Annotated in this window: 12 protein-coding genes; 7 read left to right on the forward strand and 5 right to left on the reverse strand. The window is 30.8% G+C overall.

The window, feature by feature from the left end; all coding sequences use genetic code 11:
• Positions 1 to 602: 602 nt before the first annotated feature.
• From BLV71_RS16630 to BLV71_RS16640, 3 genes are all read left to right on the forward strand, one after another.
• Positions 603 to 1868 carry a S8 family serine peptidase gene (locus tag BLV71_RS16630; protein WP_093871636.1) on the forward strand — a complete coding sequence of 422 codons (1266 nt, stop codon included), beginning with the start codon at positions 603 to 605 and terminating at the stop codon, positions 1866 to 1868.
• Positions 1869 to 2081: 213 nt separating this feature from the next.
• On the forward strand, positions 2082 to 4556 hold the full coding sequence (locus tag BLV71_RS16635; protein WP_093871637.1) for a TonB-dependent receptor: 2475 nt from the start codon (positions 2082 to 2084) through the stop codon (positions 4554 to 4556).
• Between the two features lie 207 nt (positions 4557 to 4763).
• Positions 4764 to 5219 carry an XRE family transcriptional regulator gene (locus BLV71_RS16640; protein ID WP_093871638.1) on the forward strand — a complete coding sequence of 152 codons (456 nt, stop codon included), beginning with the start codon at positions 4764 to 4766 and terminating at the stop codon, positions 5217 to 5219.
• A 95-nt stretch (positions 5220 to 5314) separates the two neighbouring features.
• Here the strand turns inward: BLV71_RS16640 and BLV71_RS18685 are convergent, their stop codons facing one another.
• Positions 5315 to 5488: a hypothetical protein gene (locus BLV71_RS18685; RefSeq protein ID WP_176974425.1), complete on the reverse strand. Its 174-nt coding sequence runs from the start codon at positions 5486 to 5488 to the stop codon at positions 5315 to 5317.
• 149 nt (positions 5489 to 5637) lie between these two features.
• Between BLV71_RS18685 and fumC the strand changes: the two genes are divergently transcribed.
• The 4 genes from fumC (at position 5638) to BLV71_RS16665 (ending at position 12252) form a co-directional block, all read left to right on the forward strand.
• The gene (fumC, locus tag BLV71_RS16650) at positions 5638 to 7035 is read left to right on the forward strand and encodes a class II fumarate hydratase (RefSeq protein ID WP_093871640.1); all 1398 of its coding nucleotides are present in this window, start codon (positions 5638 to 5640) and stop codon (positions 7033 to 7035) included.
• A gap of 85 nt (positions 7036 to 7120) precedes the next feature.
• A complete protein-coding gene (locus tag BLV71_RS16655; RefSeq protein WP_093871641.1) occupies positions 7121 to 7594 on the forward strand; it encodes a nucleoside deaminase in 474 nt (157 codons plus the stop codon).
• A 249-nt stretch (positions 7595 to 7843) separates the two neighbouring features.
• Positions 7844 to 11032, forward strand: a complete 3189-nt coding sequence (locus tag BLV71_RS16660) for a LodA/GoxA family CTQ-dependent oxidase (RefSeq protein ID WP_176974426.1) — start codon at positions 7844 to 7846, stop codon at positions 11030 to 11032.
• A gap of 98 nt (positions 11033 to 11130) precedes the next feature.
• Entirely contained in the window at positions 11131 to 12252 is a 1122-nt protein-coding gene (locus BLV71_RS16665) for an NAD(P)/FAD-dependent oxidoreductase (protein WP_093871642.1), read from the forward strand.
• Positions 12253 to 12293: 41 nt separating this feature from the next.
• Here BLV71_RS16665 and BLV71_RS16670 read toward each other — a convergent pair whose 3' ends face one another.
• The 4 genes from BLV71_RS16670 to BLV71_RS16685 all read right to left on the reverse strand — a co-directional run bounded on the left by BLV71_RS16670 (position 12294) and on the right by BLV71_RS16685 (position 15895).
• Positions 12294 to 13055 carry a trypsin-like serine peptidase gene (locus tag BLV71_RS16670; RefSeq protein ID WP_093871643.1) on the reverse strand — a complete coding sequence of 254 codons (762 nt, stop codon included), beginning with the start codon at positions 13053 to 13055 and terminating at the stop codon, positions 12294 to 12296.
• Positions 13056 to 13229: 174 nt separating this feature from the next.
• The gene (locus tag BLV71_RS16675) at positions 13230 to 14729 is read right to left on the reverse strand and encodes a hypothetical protein (protein WP_093871644.1); all 1500 of its coding nucleotides are present in this window, start codon (positions 14727 to 14729) and stop codon (positions 13230 to 13232) included.
• Positions 14730 to 14958: 229 nt separating this feature from the next.
• Positions 14959 to 15342, reverse strand: a complete 384-nt coding sequence (locus tag BLV71_RS16680; RefSeq protein WP_369813928.1) for a DUF6768 family protein — start codon at positions 15340 to 15342, stop codon at positions 14959 to 14961.
• Entirely contained in the window at positions 15335 to 15895 is a 561-nt protein-coding gene (locus tag BLV71_RS16685; protein ID WP_093871646.1) for an RNA polymerase sigma factor, read from the reverse strand. The genes BLV71_RS16680 and BLV71_RS16685 overlap by 8 nt, the downstream gene beginning before the upstream one ends.
• Positions 15896 to 15914: the final 19 nt, after the last annotated feature.

Genomic DNA, 15914 nt, shown 5'->3' on the forward strand with positions numbered 1-15914 from the left:
AATTATTAATAACAACTAGTAGTTTTAAAGTTTTATTTCAAAAACTAGCAGTACATTCATTAGTAGTAGGAATCTCCTTTTTTATTGTTTAATCATAAAATATGAGTTCTCGAATGTAAAAACTTTAGTGCATCATTTGGTTAACTAGTTTCCCTATTAAGTGTTTTTCTTTCCAAATGAAACAAATACTCTTATAGTTTATATATAAAATGCTGATTTAAATAAACTAGAAAGGGCTTTAAAATAAACTCTCTCTATTTTTTTTAAAAAAAACTTCGAAATCATCATTTTTAACGTAATTAAAAAAATAAAAAACTTTATTTTTTTTAAAATTCTCTACTACAGAAAAACTATTCTAATGTTAAGTAATTGTTAATTTAACAACATAAGCACTCTTAATTTACATTTAAAATAGTAATCTTTTTTTAACTTCTAAAACTCTCTTTTTCTCAATGTTTACAATAGCAACACAGTTGCTTTAATAAATATAAGCACTTATTTTATACAATATAAAAACCTAAAAAACAAATACTTATGAATATTTTTAACATTTAATATTTTAGAAGATTTTATACTTTTGATTCAAATTAAAACCCTTCATTATGAAAAAATTAAACAATTTTTTTGTGAGTGCACTTTCAATTGCATTCTTAATTACTTCTTGTCAGAACGAAAATGTTTCTGACCAAAGCACACAAAATGTAGAACCTATAGCGAGTGAGGGAAAAATCATTCCAGGCCAATACATTGTTGTATTTAAAAACTCAACCATTAATCCAGCCTCAAGGGTATTGTCAAAATCACCTATTGTCGGTAGAAAAGCGAAAGCTAGTTCGGTAAGAAAAATTTCAGAAAACTCAATTTCAGAAATCAACCGTATACTTACAGATCATAAGGTTGATCAATCAAGAGTTTTGAATTATTACACTACCAAAATTTCTGGTATTGCCGTGAAATTAAACAAAGAAGAAGCTCTTGCTTTCTCGAAAGATGAAAACGTTGCTTCAATCGAGTTTGATCGTATTGTTGAAATACCAAAATTCGAAATTGAAGAAACTACTTCTTCAAATGGTTCACAAAGAATGGCTCAACAAACCCCTTGTGGTGTAAGTAGAGCTGGTGGTTTTGCAGATGGATCTGGAAAAAATCAATGGATTTGGGTAATTGATAGTGGTATTGACTTAGATCACCCAGATTTAAATGTTGTTACCAACACAACTTATGCAAAATCTTTTGTAGGTGGATCTGCAAATGACTGTAATGGACATGGTACACACGTAGCAGGAACTGCAGCTGCTAAAAACAATGGATTTGGTGTTGTTGGAGTTTCTGCAGGTGCTGCGGTAGTACCAGTACGTGTATTTGGTTGTAGCGGTGGTAGTAGTACATCTACCATTCTTGCAGGTATTAACCATGTTGGACAATATGACATTCCTGGTGATGTTGTAAACCTAAGTTTAGGTGGTTATTATGGTAGTGGCTGTTCTAATAGTTCTGCTTACAAAAGCGCTTTATTATCACTTTCAAACTCTGGAAGTTATATAGCTATTGCAGCAGGAAATGATAGTGATAATGCTGCATATTACAATCCTGCTTGTATAAGCGGAAGTAATATTTACACAGTTGCTTCTATGACTTGTAATCGTGGCTTTTCATCATTTTCTAATTACAACATGAATCCTATTGATGCTATTGCAACTGGAAGTAGTGTACGAAGCACTTATTTAAATGGTGGTTACGCTACCTTAAGTGGTACTTCAATGGCTTCTCCTCATGTTGCTGGTATTATGCATGCTAGAGGAAGAGGACCAAGATTTTCAGGTTCTGTAAGACATAGAGGTGAAAACTATCCTATTGCAGTAAGGTAATTTGTTACTAAGTTTATTTTGAATTAAATCCCACCTTTGAAGAAGAGCAAAGGTGGGTTTTTAATAATATCTCTTTCTATTAAAACAACACGCTAACTTTAAAAACCTCTTCATTAAATAGTTTTACATCTTTTCTTATTTAACAAAGCTTTAACTAAAGTGTATTAAACCATTATAGACCTTCGTTGTCTAAAGTTTTTATAAACTAATTCAATGAAAAAAATTACAATACTCTTAGTTTTTTTAAGTATCTCCCTTTATGCTCAAAAACCTAAAACAAAACGAAATATTCCTAAAGTAAGATTAACAGGAAAAATTATAGAAACAAAATCTAAGCAACCATTAGAATATGCCACAGTTGTTTTAACACACTTAAAAAACAAAAGAGTTACCGGTGGTGTAACTGATGTTAAAGGGAATTTTGATATTCAAATCCCTAAAGGAATGTATGCTATAAAAATTGAATTTATTGGCTTTAAAACTAAATCTCTTCCTAATAAAGAATTAACTCAAAATGTAAATTTAGGTACTATTACACTTAATGAAGATGCTGAAACTTTAGAAGAAGTTGAAATTATTGCAGAGAAATCTACTGTAGAAATACGCTTAGACAAAAAAATATACAATGTTGGAAAAGACATGACTGTTAAAGGTGGTAATGCTAGTGATGTTTTAGATAATGTACCATCTGTAAATGTTGATGTAGCTGGAGCAGTTAGCCTTCGTGGAAATGAAAATGTTCGTATTTTAATAGATGGAAAACCTTCAGCTTTAGTAGGTTTAAATGGAACAGATGCTTTACGTAATCTTCCTGCAGATGCTATTGAAAAAGTAGAAGTTATTACATCTCCTTCCGCTAGATATGATGCTGAAGGAACCGCAGGTATTTTAAATATTATTTTACGCAAAGGAAAAATAACCGGTTTTAATGGTTCTGTGAACTTAACAGTAGGAAATCCTGATATGCTTAGAATATCTCCTAATTTAAATTTCAGAACAAAAAAATTAAACATCTTTTCAAACTTAGGTTACTCATACAGAAAAGGCCCTGGTAATTCTCAAAGTTTTTTTACAAATTTTGAAAGTGACGGAACTGTTAAAGATTATAGGAATGAAGACAGGGTTTTTGACCGAAAAAATAACAACTACAATGGTTCATTAGGTCTTGAATACTACATATCTCAAAATAGTTCAATAACTGGTACTTATTTCTATAGAAAATCAAAAGGAGAAGATATTGCTACTAATATTACTAAAAACTTTGATATTAATAGAGATTTGATTTCTACAGAAAATAGAATTGAAAATGAAAATGAGGATGGTAAAGACAATCAATTTTCTATAAATTACACGAATAACTTTGATGGTAATGGTAAAAAACTAATTATGGATTTTCAGTATGGAGACAGCAAAGAAATAGAGGATTCTCCTGTGACAATCAACGATGTTTTATCTGAACAAAATTCACAAATTACAGAATCAAAAGATAAGCTTTTTCAAATAGACTATATATTACCTATCGGTGAAAATAGCCAAGTTGAACTTGGACATAAAACCACTTTACAAGATTTATATTCTGACTTCAAAGTTAGACTAAGACAACCTGATGGCTCTTTTGTTGAGAGTAGCTCTTCAAATGCAATAGATTTTAAACAAAATATATATGCCTTTTACGCACAGTACGGAAATAAAATTAACAAATTCTCTTATCTATTAGGTTTGCGTTCAGAAATTACAGACATTGATTTAAGAGTATTAACAACAAATCAGTTTTCTGATAAAAACTATACAGAATGGTTTCCTACTGTTAACCTTGGTTATGAATTAAATGACTCTGACAACCTTACCTTAGGATATAGTAGAAGGTTACGAAGACCTCGTCATTGGTTTTTAAATCCTTTTGAATCTCGTAGTTCTGCTACAAATGTATTTAGAGGTAACCCTGATATCAATCCTACTTTTACTAGCTCTTTCGATTTAGGATACACAACAAAAATTAGAAAGTTAACTTTAAACTCTTCTATTTATTACCAATACTCAACAGATATAATGCAAGGTGTATCAATTATAGAGGAACGAATTATTAATGGTACACCTACAAATGTTTTTGTTCGACAACCTGTAAACCTTAGTGACCAAAGTCGCTACGGTTTTGAACTAACAACTAACTATTCTCCTGCTAAATGGGCAAAATTATCAGCTACTTTTAACTATTTCAAATTTAAAACTGATGCCTTTTCTTATGTATATACAGCTCCAAACGGAAGTAAAATCACAACCAATTTAGAAGAAGTTAATAACAGCAGTTGGTTTACACGTTTTAATGCTCGAATTACATTACCTGCAAAAATTCAATGGCAAACACGTATCATGTTCCGTGGTCCACAAGAAACTGCTCAAAGTGAAAGAAAAGGTATGTTTGTAGCCAACCTATCATTTAGTAAAGATATTTTTAAAGAAAAAGCTTCTTTAGTTTTAAATGCAAGTGATTTATTTAATACTCGTAAGAGAGAAACAACTACCTATAATGGAGACAGAGCCAATCCTAGTAATATAATTGATGGTAGCTTTCAATGGAGAGAACGTCAAATATCTTTAAGTTTTACGTATCGTTTTAATCAAAAGAAAAAACGAGAACGTCCACAAAGAGGCAACGATAATGGCGGTGGTGGAGAATTTGGAGGATAATTTCTTTTAAATTTTAACACTAAAAAGAAACACGGAGAAACTATTTTTTTCCGTGTTTTTTTTTATAGTTGAAAACATTTAACCACTAAAAAAATAGATGTCTTACATCTAACACTAAACTGTCACCCTCATGTCTACTGTATTTCATTAAAAAAAATACTCATTCGCTATCTTTGCATTACAATTAATCTTAGAATCAAAACAACAATGGAGTACGAAGCTATCAATTTAAAAGACATCAAAAAAATGCGGTTAGAACGCCATTGGTCACAAGATCAACTAGCAGAAATGAGTGGCTTAAGCAAACGAACAATTCAACGAATTGAAAGTGGAGAAAATGCAGGGTTAGAATCAATAAAGTCATTAGCTGCTGTTTTTGAAATTAACATTACTAATTCTAATAAAAAAATTGAACAAATTAAACTAGAAGAAGAATACATTCAAAAAGTAAAAGGTTTTTATAAGCTTTTTTTTATTTCACTTTTAAGTTTAGTTCTACCTTTTATAATTGCAATTAATGATTCAAGCAATTGGCCTCTATTTTTATGGATACTCGCTTCTTGGTTAATTGTTTTAGGAATATACTCACTTAATTCTTTTGATTTTTTTGGAGAAGAATGGAAAAAGAAAATAATTAGTAAAAAGTTTAATAAGAACCAATAAAAGCTTAATTCAATTGTATACTAATATTCCATCTATACCAATTAAAAAAGCTCGTTCATGATGAACGAGCTTTTTTTATATTTTGTAAAAACTACCTACTTACCTTCAGCAGCTTTTTTAGCTTCTCTTTTTAATTTTATGTTTTCCCAGATAGTTCCACCAATCCAATAAGGAACTACAAATGTTAATAAGAAAATTAACAACCAAAATCCAGCTGTAAAAATAAACATAAATAAAACTAAACCTGAGAATTCTGAAAAATCTAACATTTGTTTTTTATTAAAATTGTTACGAGCTACAAAATTATAACTATTTTTCGTTACTAGCAATAAAATCTGATAAAAATCAACTACTAAATCTATTAGAATTTGTAATTTTGGTCATCATTAATTTTTAGCATTTTAAAAATCATTTACAAATGAAATACAGAATCGAAAAAGATACTATGGGACAGGTAGAAGTACCTGCTGATAAATATTGGGGAGCTCAAACCGAGCGTTCTCGTAATAATTTTAAAATCGGTCCTGCTGCGTCTATGCCTTTAGAAGTGGTATACGGATTTGCTTACTTAAAAAAAGCCGCAGCTTTTACAAACTGTGAATTAGGTGTATTGGCTCAAGAAAAAAGAGATTTAATAGCACAAGTATGTGATGAAATTTTAGAAGGTAAACACGACGATCAATTTCCTTTAGTAATTTGGCAAACAGGTTCAGGTACACAATCTAACATGAATGTGAATGAAGTTGTTGCAAATAGAGCGCATGAAATTGCAGGAAAAGTAATTGGTGAAGGAGAAAAAACAATCCAACCTAATGACGATGTAAATAAATCACAATCATCTAACGATACTTTCCCTACAGGAATGCATATCGCAGCTTACAAAAAGATTGTAGAAGTTACCATTCCTGGAGTGGAGCAATTACGTGATACTTTACAAGCAAAATCAGAGGCTTTTAAAGATGTTGTAAAAATTGGCCGTACTCACTTAATGGATGCTACTCCCCTAACCTTAGGACAAGAGTTTTCAGGGTATGTTGCTCAATTAAACTTCGGTTTAAAAGCATTAAAAAACTCATTAGCACATTTAGCTCAATTAGCTTTAGGTGGAACTGCTGTAGGTACAGGTTTAAATACTCCTGCTGGATACGATGTATTAGTAGCTAAATATATTGCTGAGTTTACCAAACTTCCTTTTATTACTGCTGAAAATAAGTTTGAGGCTTTGGCTGCACATGATGCTTTAGTTGAAACTCACGGATCTTTAAAACAATTAGCTGTTTCTTTAAACAAAATAGCAAATGATATTCGCTTAATGGCATCTGGACCTCGTTCAGGTATTGGAGAATTAATTATTCCTGCTAATGAACCTGGTTCTTCTATTATGCCTGGAAAAGTAAATCCAACCCAAGCTGAAGCTATTACTATGGTTTGTGCGCAAGTTATGGGGAATGATGTTGCCGTTACTGTTGGTGGAACTCAAGGTCATTACGAATTAAATGTTTTTAAACCAATGATGGCTGCTAACGTATTACAATCTGCTCAATTAATTGGAGATGCTTGTGTCTCTTTTGATGTTAATTGTGCTGCTGGTATTGAACCAAATCATTCTAGAATTACTGAATTAGTGAATAATTCATTAATGTTAGTTACTGCTTTAAATACAAAAATCGGGTATTATAAAGCTGCTGAAATCGCTAATACAGCACATCAAAATGGTACTACTTTAAAAGAAGAAGCTGTTCGTTTAGGATATGTAACCCCTGAACAATATGACGAATGGGTAAAACCTGAAGACATGACTGGAAGTTTAAAATAAACTTTTTAATAAACATATAAGTTTAAAAAGGTTGTAAATAAATTACAACCTTTTTTCATCTCTACTATTTAAATAATTTCAAAAAATGAATAAACACGAAGAATTTATGAGTGAAGCTGTAAAAGCAGCTTTAAGAGGAATGCAAAACAACGAAGGAGGACCATTTGGGTGTATTATTGTAAAAGACGGAGAAATTATAGGTCGTGGTAATAATAAAGTTACCTCAACAAATGACCCTACTGCTCATGCAGAAGTTACTGCTATTAGAAATGCATGTAAAAATTTAAGCTCTTTTCAACTAGAAGGCTGTATTATTTATACATCTTGTGAACCATGCCCTATGTGTTTAGGTGCTATTTATTGGGCTAGGCCTGAAAAAGTTTTTTATGGAAGTAATCAAGTAGATGCTGCAAACATTGGTTTTGATGATGAGTTTATTTACAAAGAAATTCCTTTACCTTATGAAAAACGTAGTATTCCGTTTGAACAAGTAGGCCGTGAAATAGCGCTAGAGCCTTTTGAAAAATGGACTGAAAAGCAAGATAAAACAGAATATTAAATTATGCTTTATCTAAAAACTCCACAACATTTTGTTGTGGAGTTTTTCATTTATAAAAATCATGTGTATTTTTTACTTAGTCTTTTCTTATTTCACAACTCTGACAAATTTCTTAATAGACATAGTTTTACTACATTTTCTTCTATACCCAAAATTAAAACGTTCATGATTTTTTTAAATTAACTACGCCATTTATTCCCTATTTTTAAAGGTATTTAACAATTTCACTAAGTAATAAACTAACTAACAATGACAAAACCTCTAAATGAAAAGTCATCTTCTTGCTGGAACTGCGATGGAGATATTACCTTAGTTACACAACGTCTTAAAGAGATGTTTGTAGAAATGGGACAAAAAACTAGAATTGAAAACGGTCAAAAACCTGCTGAAAGAGCTGTTTTCAGAAAGCAACATGGTATAGCCTATGGTCGTTTTGAAATAAATAAAAATATAGACGAGAAATTTAAAGTTGGAATATTTGCAGGAGATACTTATGAATGTGCCGTTCGCTTTTCAAGTGACACAGGACCAACATCTCCAGATTTACATTCTACCTTAGGGGTAGGTTTAAAATTATTTGGTGTTGACGGACCAAAATTACTAGGTGATGGAACTAATGCTGATTTCATTTTTCAAAATATTGATCGATTTTTTGCTCGTGATGCTAGTCAAATGTGCAGTTTTACTACTGCTGGTGTTATTGATCGTGACTATAGCTCTTATATTGGAAAACACCCTGAACTTGCTAGCATTTTACAAGCCATGACTAAAGAAGAAGCTAGTGTATTAAGCGCAAGTTATTGGGCAATTCTCCCTTTTAAATTAGGTGACTCTCAAATTGTAAAATATCGTTTGGTTCCTGATGATACTTATAAAGGAACCCCTTTTAATGATACAAATTATTTAGGCTTAGACCTGCAACAACGTTTAGTAAAAAAAGAAGCTACTTTTCGTTTTGAAATACAACTAAGAACCAATGACGCTACTATGCCATTGGATGATGCGCAAGTAGTTTGGAGTACAGAAGAGAGTCCATATATATGTATTGCTAAACTACATTTACCTCAGCAAGATGTTTCAAGTATTGGTCAAGCTGAATTTGGAAGTAATTTAGCGTTTAATATTTGGAGAACGTTACCACAACATGAACCATTAGGTTCTATTGCACAAGCAAGAAAAGTAGTATATGCTGCAAGTGCTGAAGCAAGACACCAAGCGAACGGACAGCAATTACACGAACCAAAAAGCATCAATCCAAATTTTGAAGGAAATACTGATGAAAACAGTGACTGCATTGTAAAAGCAGGTATCTATCCTCCTATTGGAGTTATGAGAGTTGGAAATAGCAAAGATGAATACTTTCTTGGGCCTTTAGTTGACAATCCTGAACCACAAACCGATCCGTATGCGTATAGAGATAAAACTGGTGCTTTAAAAAGACAAGCTGCTCAATTTAGAATTTATGGATTCAATGCAGCTGGTAAAGCTGTAAAAGAATTAACTGCAGAAAACTCTAACATTACATGGCATAGTCATTTATCAAATCAAAAATCTTCATGGTATCAATTCAACATTGCTTTAGATATTCCAGAAGCTGCAGATAGTCCTCCTTCTTTATTACGTAACATAGATGTAAAAGACAGAAACTCTTTATTAATAGATGGTGGTGCTAAATCTATTTCTGGAACAAACATTAAGGATGGTCCTTTTTTTGAAGGAGAATTTTTATCTAAAAAAGTGTATTTAGGGGAAATGCATACCGATGAAAAAGGTCGTTTAATTATGCTAGGTGGACATGGGAAATCAGAAAATATAAATGGAGATATTGCTATTACTTTTGCTAACAATGAAGGTTGGTATGATGACATTTCTGACGGACCTGTTACTGCCGAAGTTGAATATAATGGAAACAAGCTTATAGTAGATCCTGCTTGGGTTATTTGTGCACCACCTGATTATGCACCGATGCAAAAGTCAGTACGTACTATGTGGGATTTAATGCGTGATGTAGCTGTAAAATCTAAAATGTTAGTTCGTCCTACAAGACCGTCTTTCACTAAAGATATTTTACCTATTTTTCAACGTATGACTGATTTACAATGGGTAAATGCAGGTTTTGCCGGTGCTTTTGGATTTGGAGGACAATTTAACTACACCACTAACGAATGGATTAAACGATTAGGAAACCCATCTTCTGCATATATGGAAATGCGTAGAACAATTTCAAATAATTTCCGTCGATTTGATGTTACAAGTGCTGAAGCACCTCAATTATGGCCTTGGTTATATGGTGATGCTATTAGTATTCCGTCAACAGGTTCTGTTCGTCAACATGCCACATTATCAAATTTACAGTTAGAGTTTTTAGACCAATGGGTTAAAGGAGATTTTGATGCCGATTATATAGATATGACAGGATGCCCACACACACCAAAAGCTCAATCAATAGATGACTTACCTATAACTGAACAACCAGATATGCTTACCAAAGCTGCAATGGAGTTTTGTTTAGCTGATGCTTTTCATCCTGGATGTGAAATGACCTGGCCTATGCGTTCTTCAGGAATGTACATGGCTCCTTTCCGAATTAAACACGCTCCAAAAACACCTCCAGTTAATACTATGTATTATGGACCTATCATGAATAATGAAGTACTCCCTTTAGCTAAAGGACCTATTTTAGGGGGACAAGTAGCTGGTAGTATTACTCGTTGGATGGCTATTCCTTGGCAAACTGATACTGCAAGTTGTAGAGATGGTTATACCAGTGAATATGACCCATATTTACCAACATTTTGGCCTGCTAGAGTTCCTAATAATATTTTAAATGAAGAACGTTATGAAGAAGCTGTTGACACTAATCTATCTGAAGAAACTCGTATCCAAGCTTTTAATTACCGTACTGAATGGCTAGATAATCTTCCTTTAGATGGTGCATCTCCAACCTATACGAATCAAATTAACAGTATGGTTAAATATTTTGATAAACTAGCAGTTGTTCAAAAACGTCCTGGAGTAACTCATGATCCTAATTTCCCTAAAGAAATGCAAGTTGGAATTACACCTACTCCTGAGCAAGAAGCTACATTATTAAAAGCTACTCTAGCAGATTTAGATACTATTTTAAATAGTAGTCATACTTTAAATGATGCTACTAAAAATATACTAAACGCAGCAGTAGATAAACTTTCTCATGACAACCTTTTAAACGAACAATTCTTATTAGAAGGAGCTAAAGGTGAATTACTAACGTTAGTAGAAGATGAATTAACAAAAGATTTTACTCCATCTTCAAACGTTACTAACACCATTAATCTTATTGCTTCTAAATTACATACAATGAAACAATCAGACTCACATCAGCAAGAAGTTTCTAAAAAAGTAGAAGTAGGTATTCCTGAAAAAATGACACGTTTTTCAAGATATACTCCTAAATAAATTACTTTTATAATTATTCAATAAACACAATCTTGTAAAAGTATTACAAGGTTGTGTTTAAAAGTAAATTAAATATTAACTCTTTTAACACTCACTTTGTGAGAAAAACAGATATACTTATTATTGGCGGAGGTATTGCGGGTTGCATTGCTGCAATCTCCTTAGCTAAGGATTATAATGTTACTTTAATAGACAAACAAATAACTCCTTCTGATCGAATTGGTGAATCATTAGCTCCTGCTGCCCAAAGAATTTTAAAGAAACTAGATCTTTTAGAAAATGAATCAGATGAATTTAAACAAACATTATTTAGTAATAACCTTGGTATGCAATCATACTGGGGAAGCAATCAACTTCATATTGTAGATCATCTTAAAAATCCTGATGGGTTTTCTAAAAGCTTAGATAGGGCAAAATTTGAAACATACCTCAGAAAAAAAGCATTAGACAGAGGTGTTCTTTGTTTATGGGGAATACGTCTTTTTAATAGCGTTTACGAAGAAAATATATGGAGAGTAACCGGTAAATCTGATAATTTAAAAAACAGAACTACTCATGTTATTGAAGCAAGTTTTGTTATAGATGCTACAGGAAGACAATCTCACTTTGCAAAAAGTATAGGAATTAAACGAGTTCAATATGATAAATTAATTTCATGTTGGATAAGTATACCTAATACAAATATAAATACTATGAGTACTATTCTTGCTGAACAACAAGGTTGGTGGTATAGTGCAGTTTTACCTAATAATACCAGAATTATTTCTTTTCAAACTGATTCAGATATCATAGATAAAGCGATACTTAAAAATTCTGAATCTTTTTTAGCACTTCTTAAAACGAATCAAGTAATACATTCGTTAATACCTAAAAATAAAAAAGATATTACTTTTCATGGAACTGTTAGTGCTAATTCAACACGTTTAGAACAGGTTTCTGGTAAACAATGGATTGCTTTAGGAGATGCAGCTATTAGCTTTGACCCTTTATCTTCTCAAGGTATGTTTAATGCAATGGCTAATGCTATGCAAGTTAAGGAACTACTAACAAATTTTAATATTATTAATGATTTTAGCTTAGCTAAAATGGAAAACTTCAACAATACTTATTCAAATCAAATAGAGCATGTGTGGAGTCACTATTTAAAGCATAAAAATTTATTTTATAAAGCAGAAGCAAGATGGAAAGAAAGTACTTTTTGGAAAAGGAGAAACTCCTAACCTTTTATTAAATTAAAACTAGGCCTTTAAAAAAAGAAAGTTTAATTAGAATGTTTATTTAGCCATGAGATTACATTTTTATTAAAAAAAGCTGCGACATTTAACTTTTGTTCAACAAAACCAATAATGTTTTCATTTCCTCCATGATGAACTCCAATTACAAAATATCCATCTTCATCTTTATACCATAAAGGAGTTCCGCTATCTCCTTGACAAGTATACATTGGATACCCAATAATTGTATTTCTATCATTAATTTTTATAGTAGAATACAATGCATTTTTCTCTATTAATTCTCCTTTAGAATCACATGGGAATCCTGTTAAGTGTAACCTTTTATTATTTAATTCGTAATTATTTAAATACTTAAAAAAAGTTACATTCCTAACATATTTATTAGGGTTTGTAATTTTAATAATTGCAATATCATTTTCAACTCCCTTATTTTTTTCTTTATATAAAAAAACCTTAAAATCTTTTTTCTTTAAAACAATATTTTCTCCTCCTATACTATAAGATATTTTAGTAATACCTTTATTAATGATATTATGTTTAGCTGTTACAATGATATTTTCTTTAATAAAAGAACCTGTTCCACTAAATCCGTCATGAAAAAAATGATACCATCTCTTAACAGTAAACTTTATAATTGAGTTATAAGGATCTGTTTTTTTTACATTACTATCCAATATCACTCTATTTCCTTTCCACTCCTCTTTACCAGTACAAATACAATTTTGAGCTGTTATACGTGTATTTATACAAAACACTATAAATACCAATAAATAAAAATTCACCTTCATCTGTTTACTCTATTATAAAAATTTACAATGCAATTTATTTATTATTATTTACTTTTAAATACTTAGTACTAGCGATATTTCAAAAGCCAGTAACTTTAAACATTATAACAAAAAACAAACCTCCTCAACCATGTATTTAGTTGGGGAGGTTTTGTAAAGTCAATCTTAAAAACTTTACTTCAATCTATTCTCTATAAACTCTTTTACTTCCTGTTTCGCTTTTAGCATTTCAACTTCATCAGATGTTTTTCCTTCTGCTCTTTTTATAAATGAATCGAACAGGTGACTCATATAAATTGGTGAAGTATCACTAGTATAACTTACAGCATTATGACAGCTAAAGCAATTAGCTAATGTATTTACATTAACATCTTTTAAACTACTTTTAAAAGTTTGTGTGTAAGTTTCCATTGTAACATTTGCACAATTTAAAGAACCTCTCGCTACTGATCCAGGTGTCCCGCTTCCTACACTATATTTTAACTTCACTAATAATTCAGCTTGTTGTTTTGATGATAATCCATCAGTATCAACCCAAATAGAACCGTTATAAAAATAATTTGCCCATACATCTTTTAAATTCTTTTTTACACAATTGTTAATATTTACTATGTTTTCGAAATTTACAGACTCTTCTTGACTTGTTTTCATAAATCCTCCTGTAGAATCTCTAGGTACACCAAACTTAAAAATATCGTATACTTTATATAATGTTGATGCTTGTTTTTTAATCGTATCCCAATAAATACCATTAATTCCTGTGGTACTACCTTTAGCAAATAATAACTTATCTGAAGATGAACTTGCTTTATCTTCTTTCCAATTATAATTTGGTGCTAAATCATAATTCTCAAAAGTTGCCCAAATAAATTCAGGATGGTTTTCTACTACTCCAACAACATGCATTCCTAATAAAGCCACTTCTTTATTGGTAAAATTCCCTTTTCCATCATCTACAGCTCCAACCGTTGTAAAATAATTAGCACGTTTATTTACAGGAATTGCATCAATAGAAGTCCAAGAAACTTTTAACTCTAATGATCCAACTGGAAAAGATGATAAATTATCTTTAGCTAATGTTCCATTTAAAATAGAGTCTTTAAATTTTTCAGCTGCGTTTTTTAATGTTGGTGAAACATGAATTGAATAAAAAACTGTCTCTTCTTTGTTATGTGCATTATTATATGCTGGATTTGTTCTTAAAATTCCTGATGAACCAGCTTGTGCAGTATCTTCTAAAACCACAGATGCTCCAGGCACTGGTGTTACACTTCCCAAGTGAGAATCTACTTGATACATTTTTTTTGGGTTTAAAAATAATGGTAAAGTATCTCCAACATACAATGGAACTTCCTTTCCATCTAATTTTACTAGCAATTTCTCTATTTGATATTCAGGTTTTGTTACCCATAAAAACTTTTGCCATGACCATTGATGAAAAATAGCATTTGTAGTACTTATTGTATCAAACGGACTGCCTATTCCCTCTTCTGGAGCAGGTGTTTGAGAATGTGGAAACCAATTGCTTTCACACAAGCTTTCTATTTCTAACTTATTATAAGCTACTTCAGTTTTTACTTTTATTTGTTCTTTTTCTTTCTTTTTACAAGAATTTAAAAACATCATACTCAACATAAGTAACGTTCCTAAAGCTAGTTTAAATGATAATTTCATGATTGATTAGTTTTTGATTGTTAAACAAAGTTCTAAATTTTAACAACCTTTTATTAAAAAAATGTCATGAAACCCTAAATTACAGTTATAAAAAGAGTTATTTTAATATCAAGTGTATAAATAGTTACCTTTTGAAAGTAAAAAAGTTGCTTACATAGTATCATAAGCAACTCTCTTAGTATTACATAACTTTATAAAATCGATTTTAATTATTCATATAAAAAATATTTCATTGATCTAGTTTTCCTGATAATGATGACACCTGTAATTCCAATCTTTTTATTTCTCTTAATACCGCATTTTTATCCATTTGTAACCATGCAAAAATTTTCAACATGCTAACTCCTAATAAGAATACAACTGAACCTAACGCCCATTTTATTAACTCTTTTGTTTCTTCTGATTCAAAAAAATGAATAGTACAATACACAAACAACCCAAAAAACACAAGAGTCATAATGTTCATTAAATACATAATCCATTTATTTTTTCCTTGAAAAAGCCCTCCCACCATTTGAAACATATTTTGTTCCTCTAACTCTTCATAAAATTTAGCTTCTTCTTCTGATAATGTTTCCTTTATTAATTTATCTATATCTTCTATATTATTCATAATTTATATGTTTTAAAATTGTTTTTAATTTCTCTCTTGCATGAAACAATCTAGATTTAGTAGTTCCTACAGAGATATTTATTAATTCGCTAATTTCATTTAAAGAATAATTTTGTGTGTAAAAAAGTTGTATCACTATTTTTTGATTTTCGGGTAACTTTTGAATCCCTTCTCTTAATCTTTTCTTATAAATAGATTCTTTGTTTTCAGCTCCCTCAGTACAAATATTTACCGTATTATCTTTATAATATTTCTCTAATTTTAACTTTCTTTTTTTATTTAAACGTAAATAATCTATAGCTTTTCTTTTTACAATACTAATAGCCCAGCTTTTAAACTTATCTGGTTCCTCTAAATTTTCTATTTTCTTTAAAATCACCTTCCAACTTTCTTGAGCTATATCTTTTGCTACATCAGCATCTTTAACATACCAAAAAGCTAGTTTACAAAATTGTAAATGCCATTTTTTGACCAAAAAAGAAAATGCTTCTTTCTTTCCTGATTTATAGGCCAACACTAATTCTTTATCTGATGAATTATTATTATTTTTCATAATCGATTACAATACATAG

It is taken from the genome of Tenacibaculum sp. MAR_2010_89, from assembly GCF_900105985.1.
In the GTDB taxonomy this organism is placed as follows: Bacteria; Bacteroidota; Bacteroidia; order Flavobacteriales; family Flavobacteriaceae; genus Polaribacter; species Polaribacter halocynthiae.

Excerpts from the sequence above, each read along its gene's own strand:
- BLV71_RS16630 (WP_093871636.1), top strand. The coding sequence starts at position 603 with ATGAAAAAATTAAACAATTTTTTTGTGAGTGCACTTTCAATTGCATTC.
- BLV71_RS16635 (WP_093871637.1), top strand. The coding sequence starts at position 2,082 with ATGAAAAAAATTACAATACTCTTAGTTTTTTTAAGTATCTCCCTTTAT.
- BLV71_RS16640 (WP_093871638.1), top strand. The coding sequence starts at position 4,764 with ATGGAGTACGAAGCTATCAATTTAAAAGACATCAAAAAAATGCGGTTA.
- BLV71_RS18685 (WP_176974425.1), bottom strand. The coding sequence starts at position 5,488 with ATGTTAGATTTTTCAGAATTCTCAGGTTTAGTTTTATTTATGTTTATT.
- fumC (WP_093871640.1), top strand. The coding sequence starts at position 5,638 with ATGAAATACAGAATCGAAAAAGATACTATGGGACAGGTAGAAGTACCT.
- BLV71_RS16655 (WP_093871641.1), top strand. The coding sequence starts at position 7,121 with ATGAATAAACACGAAGAATTTATGAGTGAAGCTGTAAAAGCAGCTTTA.
- BLV71_RS16660 (WP_176974426.1), top strand. The coding sequence starts at position 7,844 with ATGACAAAACCTCTAAATGAAAAGTCATCTTCTTGCTGGAACTGCGAT.
- BLV71_RS16670 (WP_093871643.1), bottom strand. The coding sequence starts at position 13,055 with ATGAAGGTGAATTTTTATTTATTGGTATTTATAGTGTTTTGTATAAAT.
- BLV71_RS16675 (WP_093871644.1), bottom strand. The coding sequence starts at position 14,729 with ATGAAATTATCATTTAAACTAGCTTTAGGAACGTTACTTATGTTGAGT.
- BLV71_RS16680 (WP_369813928.1), bottom strand. The coding sequence starts at position 15,342 with ATGAATAATATAGAAGATATAGATAAATTAATAAAGGAAACATTATCA.
- BLV71_RS16685 (WP_093871646.1), bottom strand. The coding sequence starts at position 15,895 with ATGAAAAATAATAATAATTCATCAGATAAAGAATTAGTGTTGGCCTAT.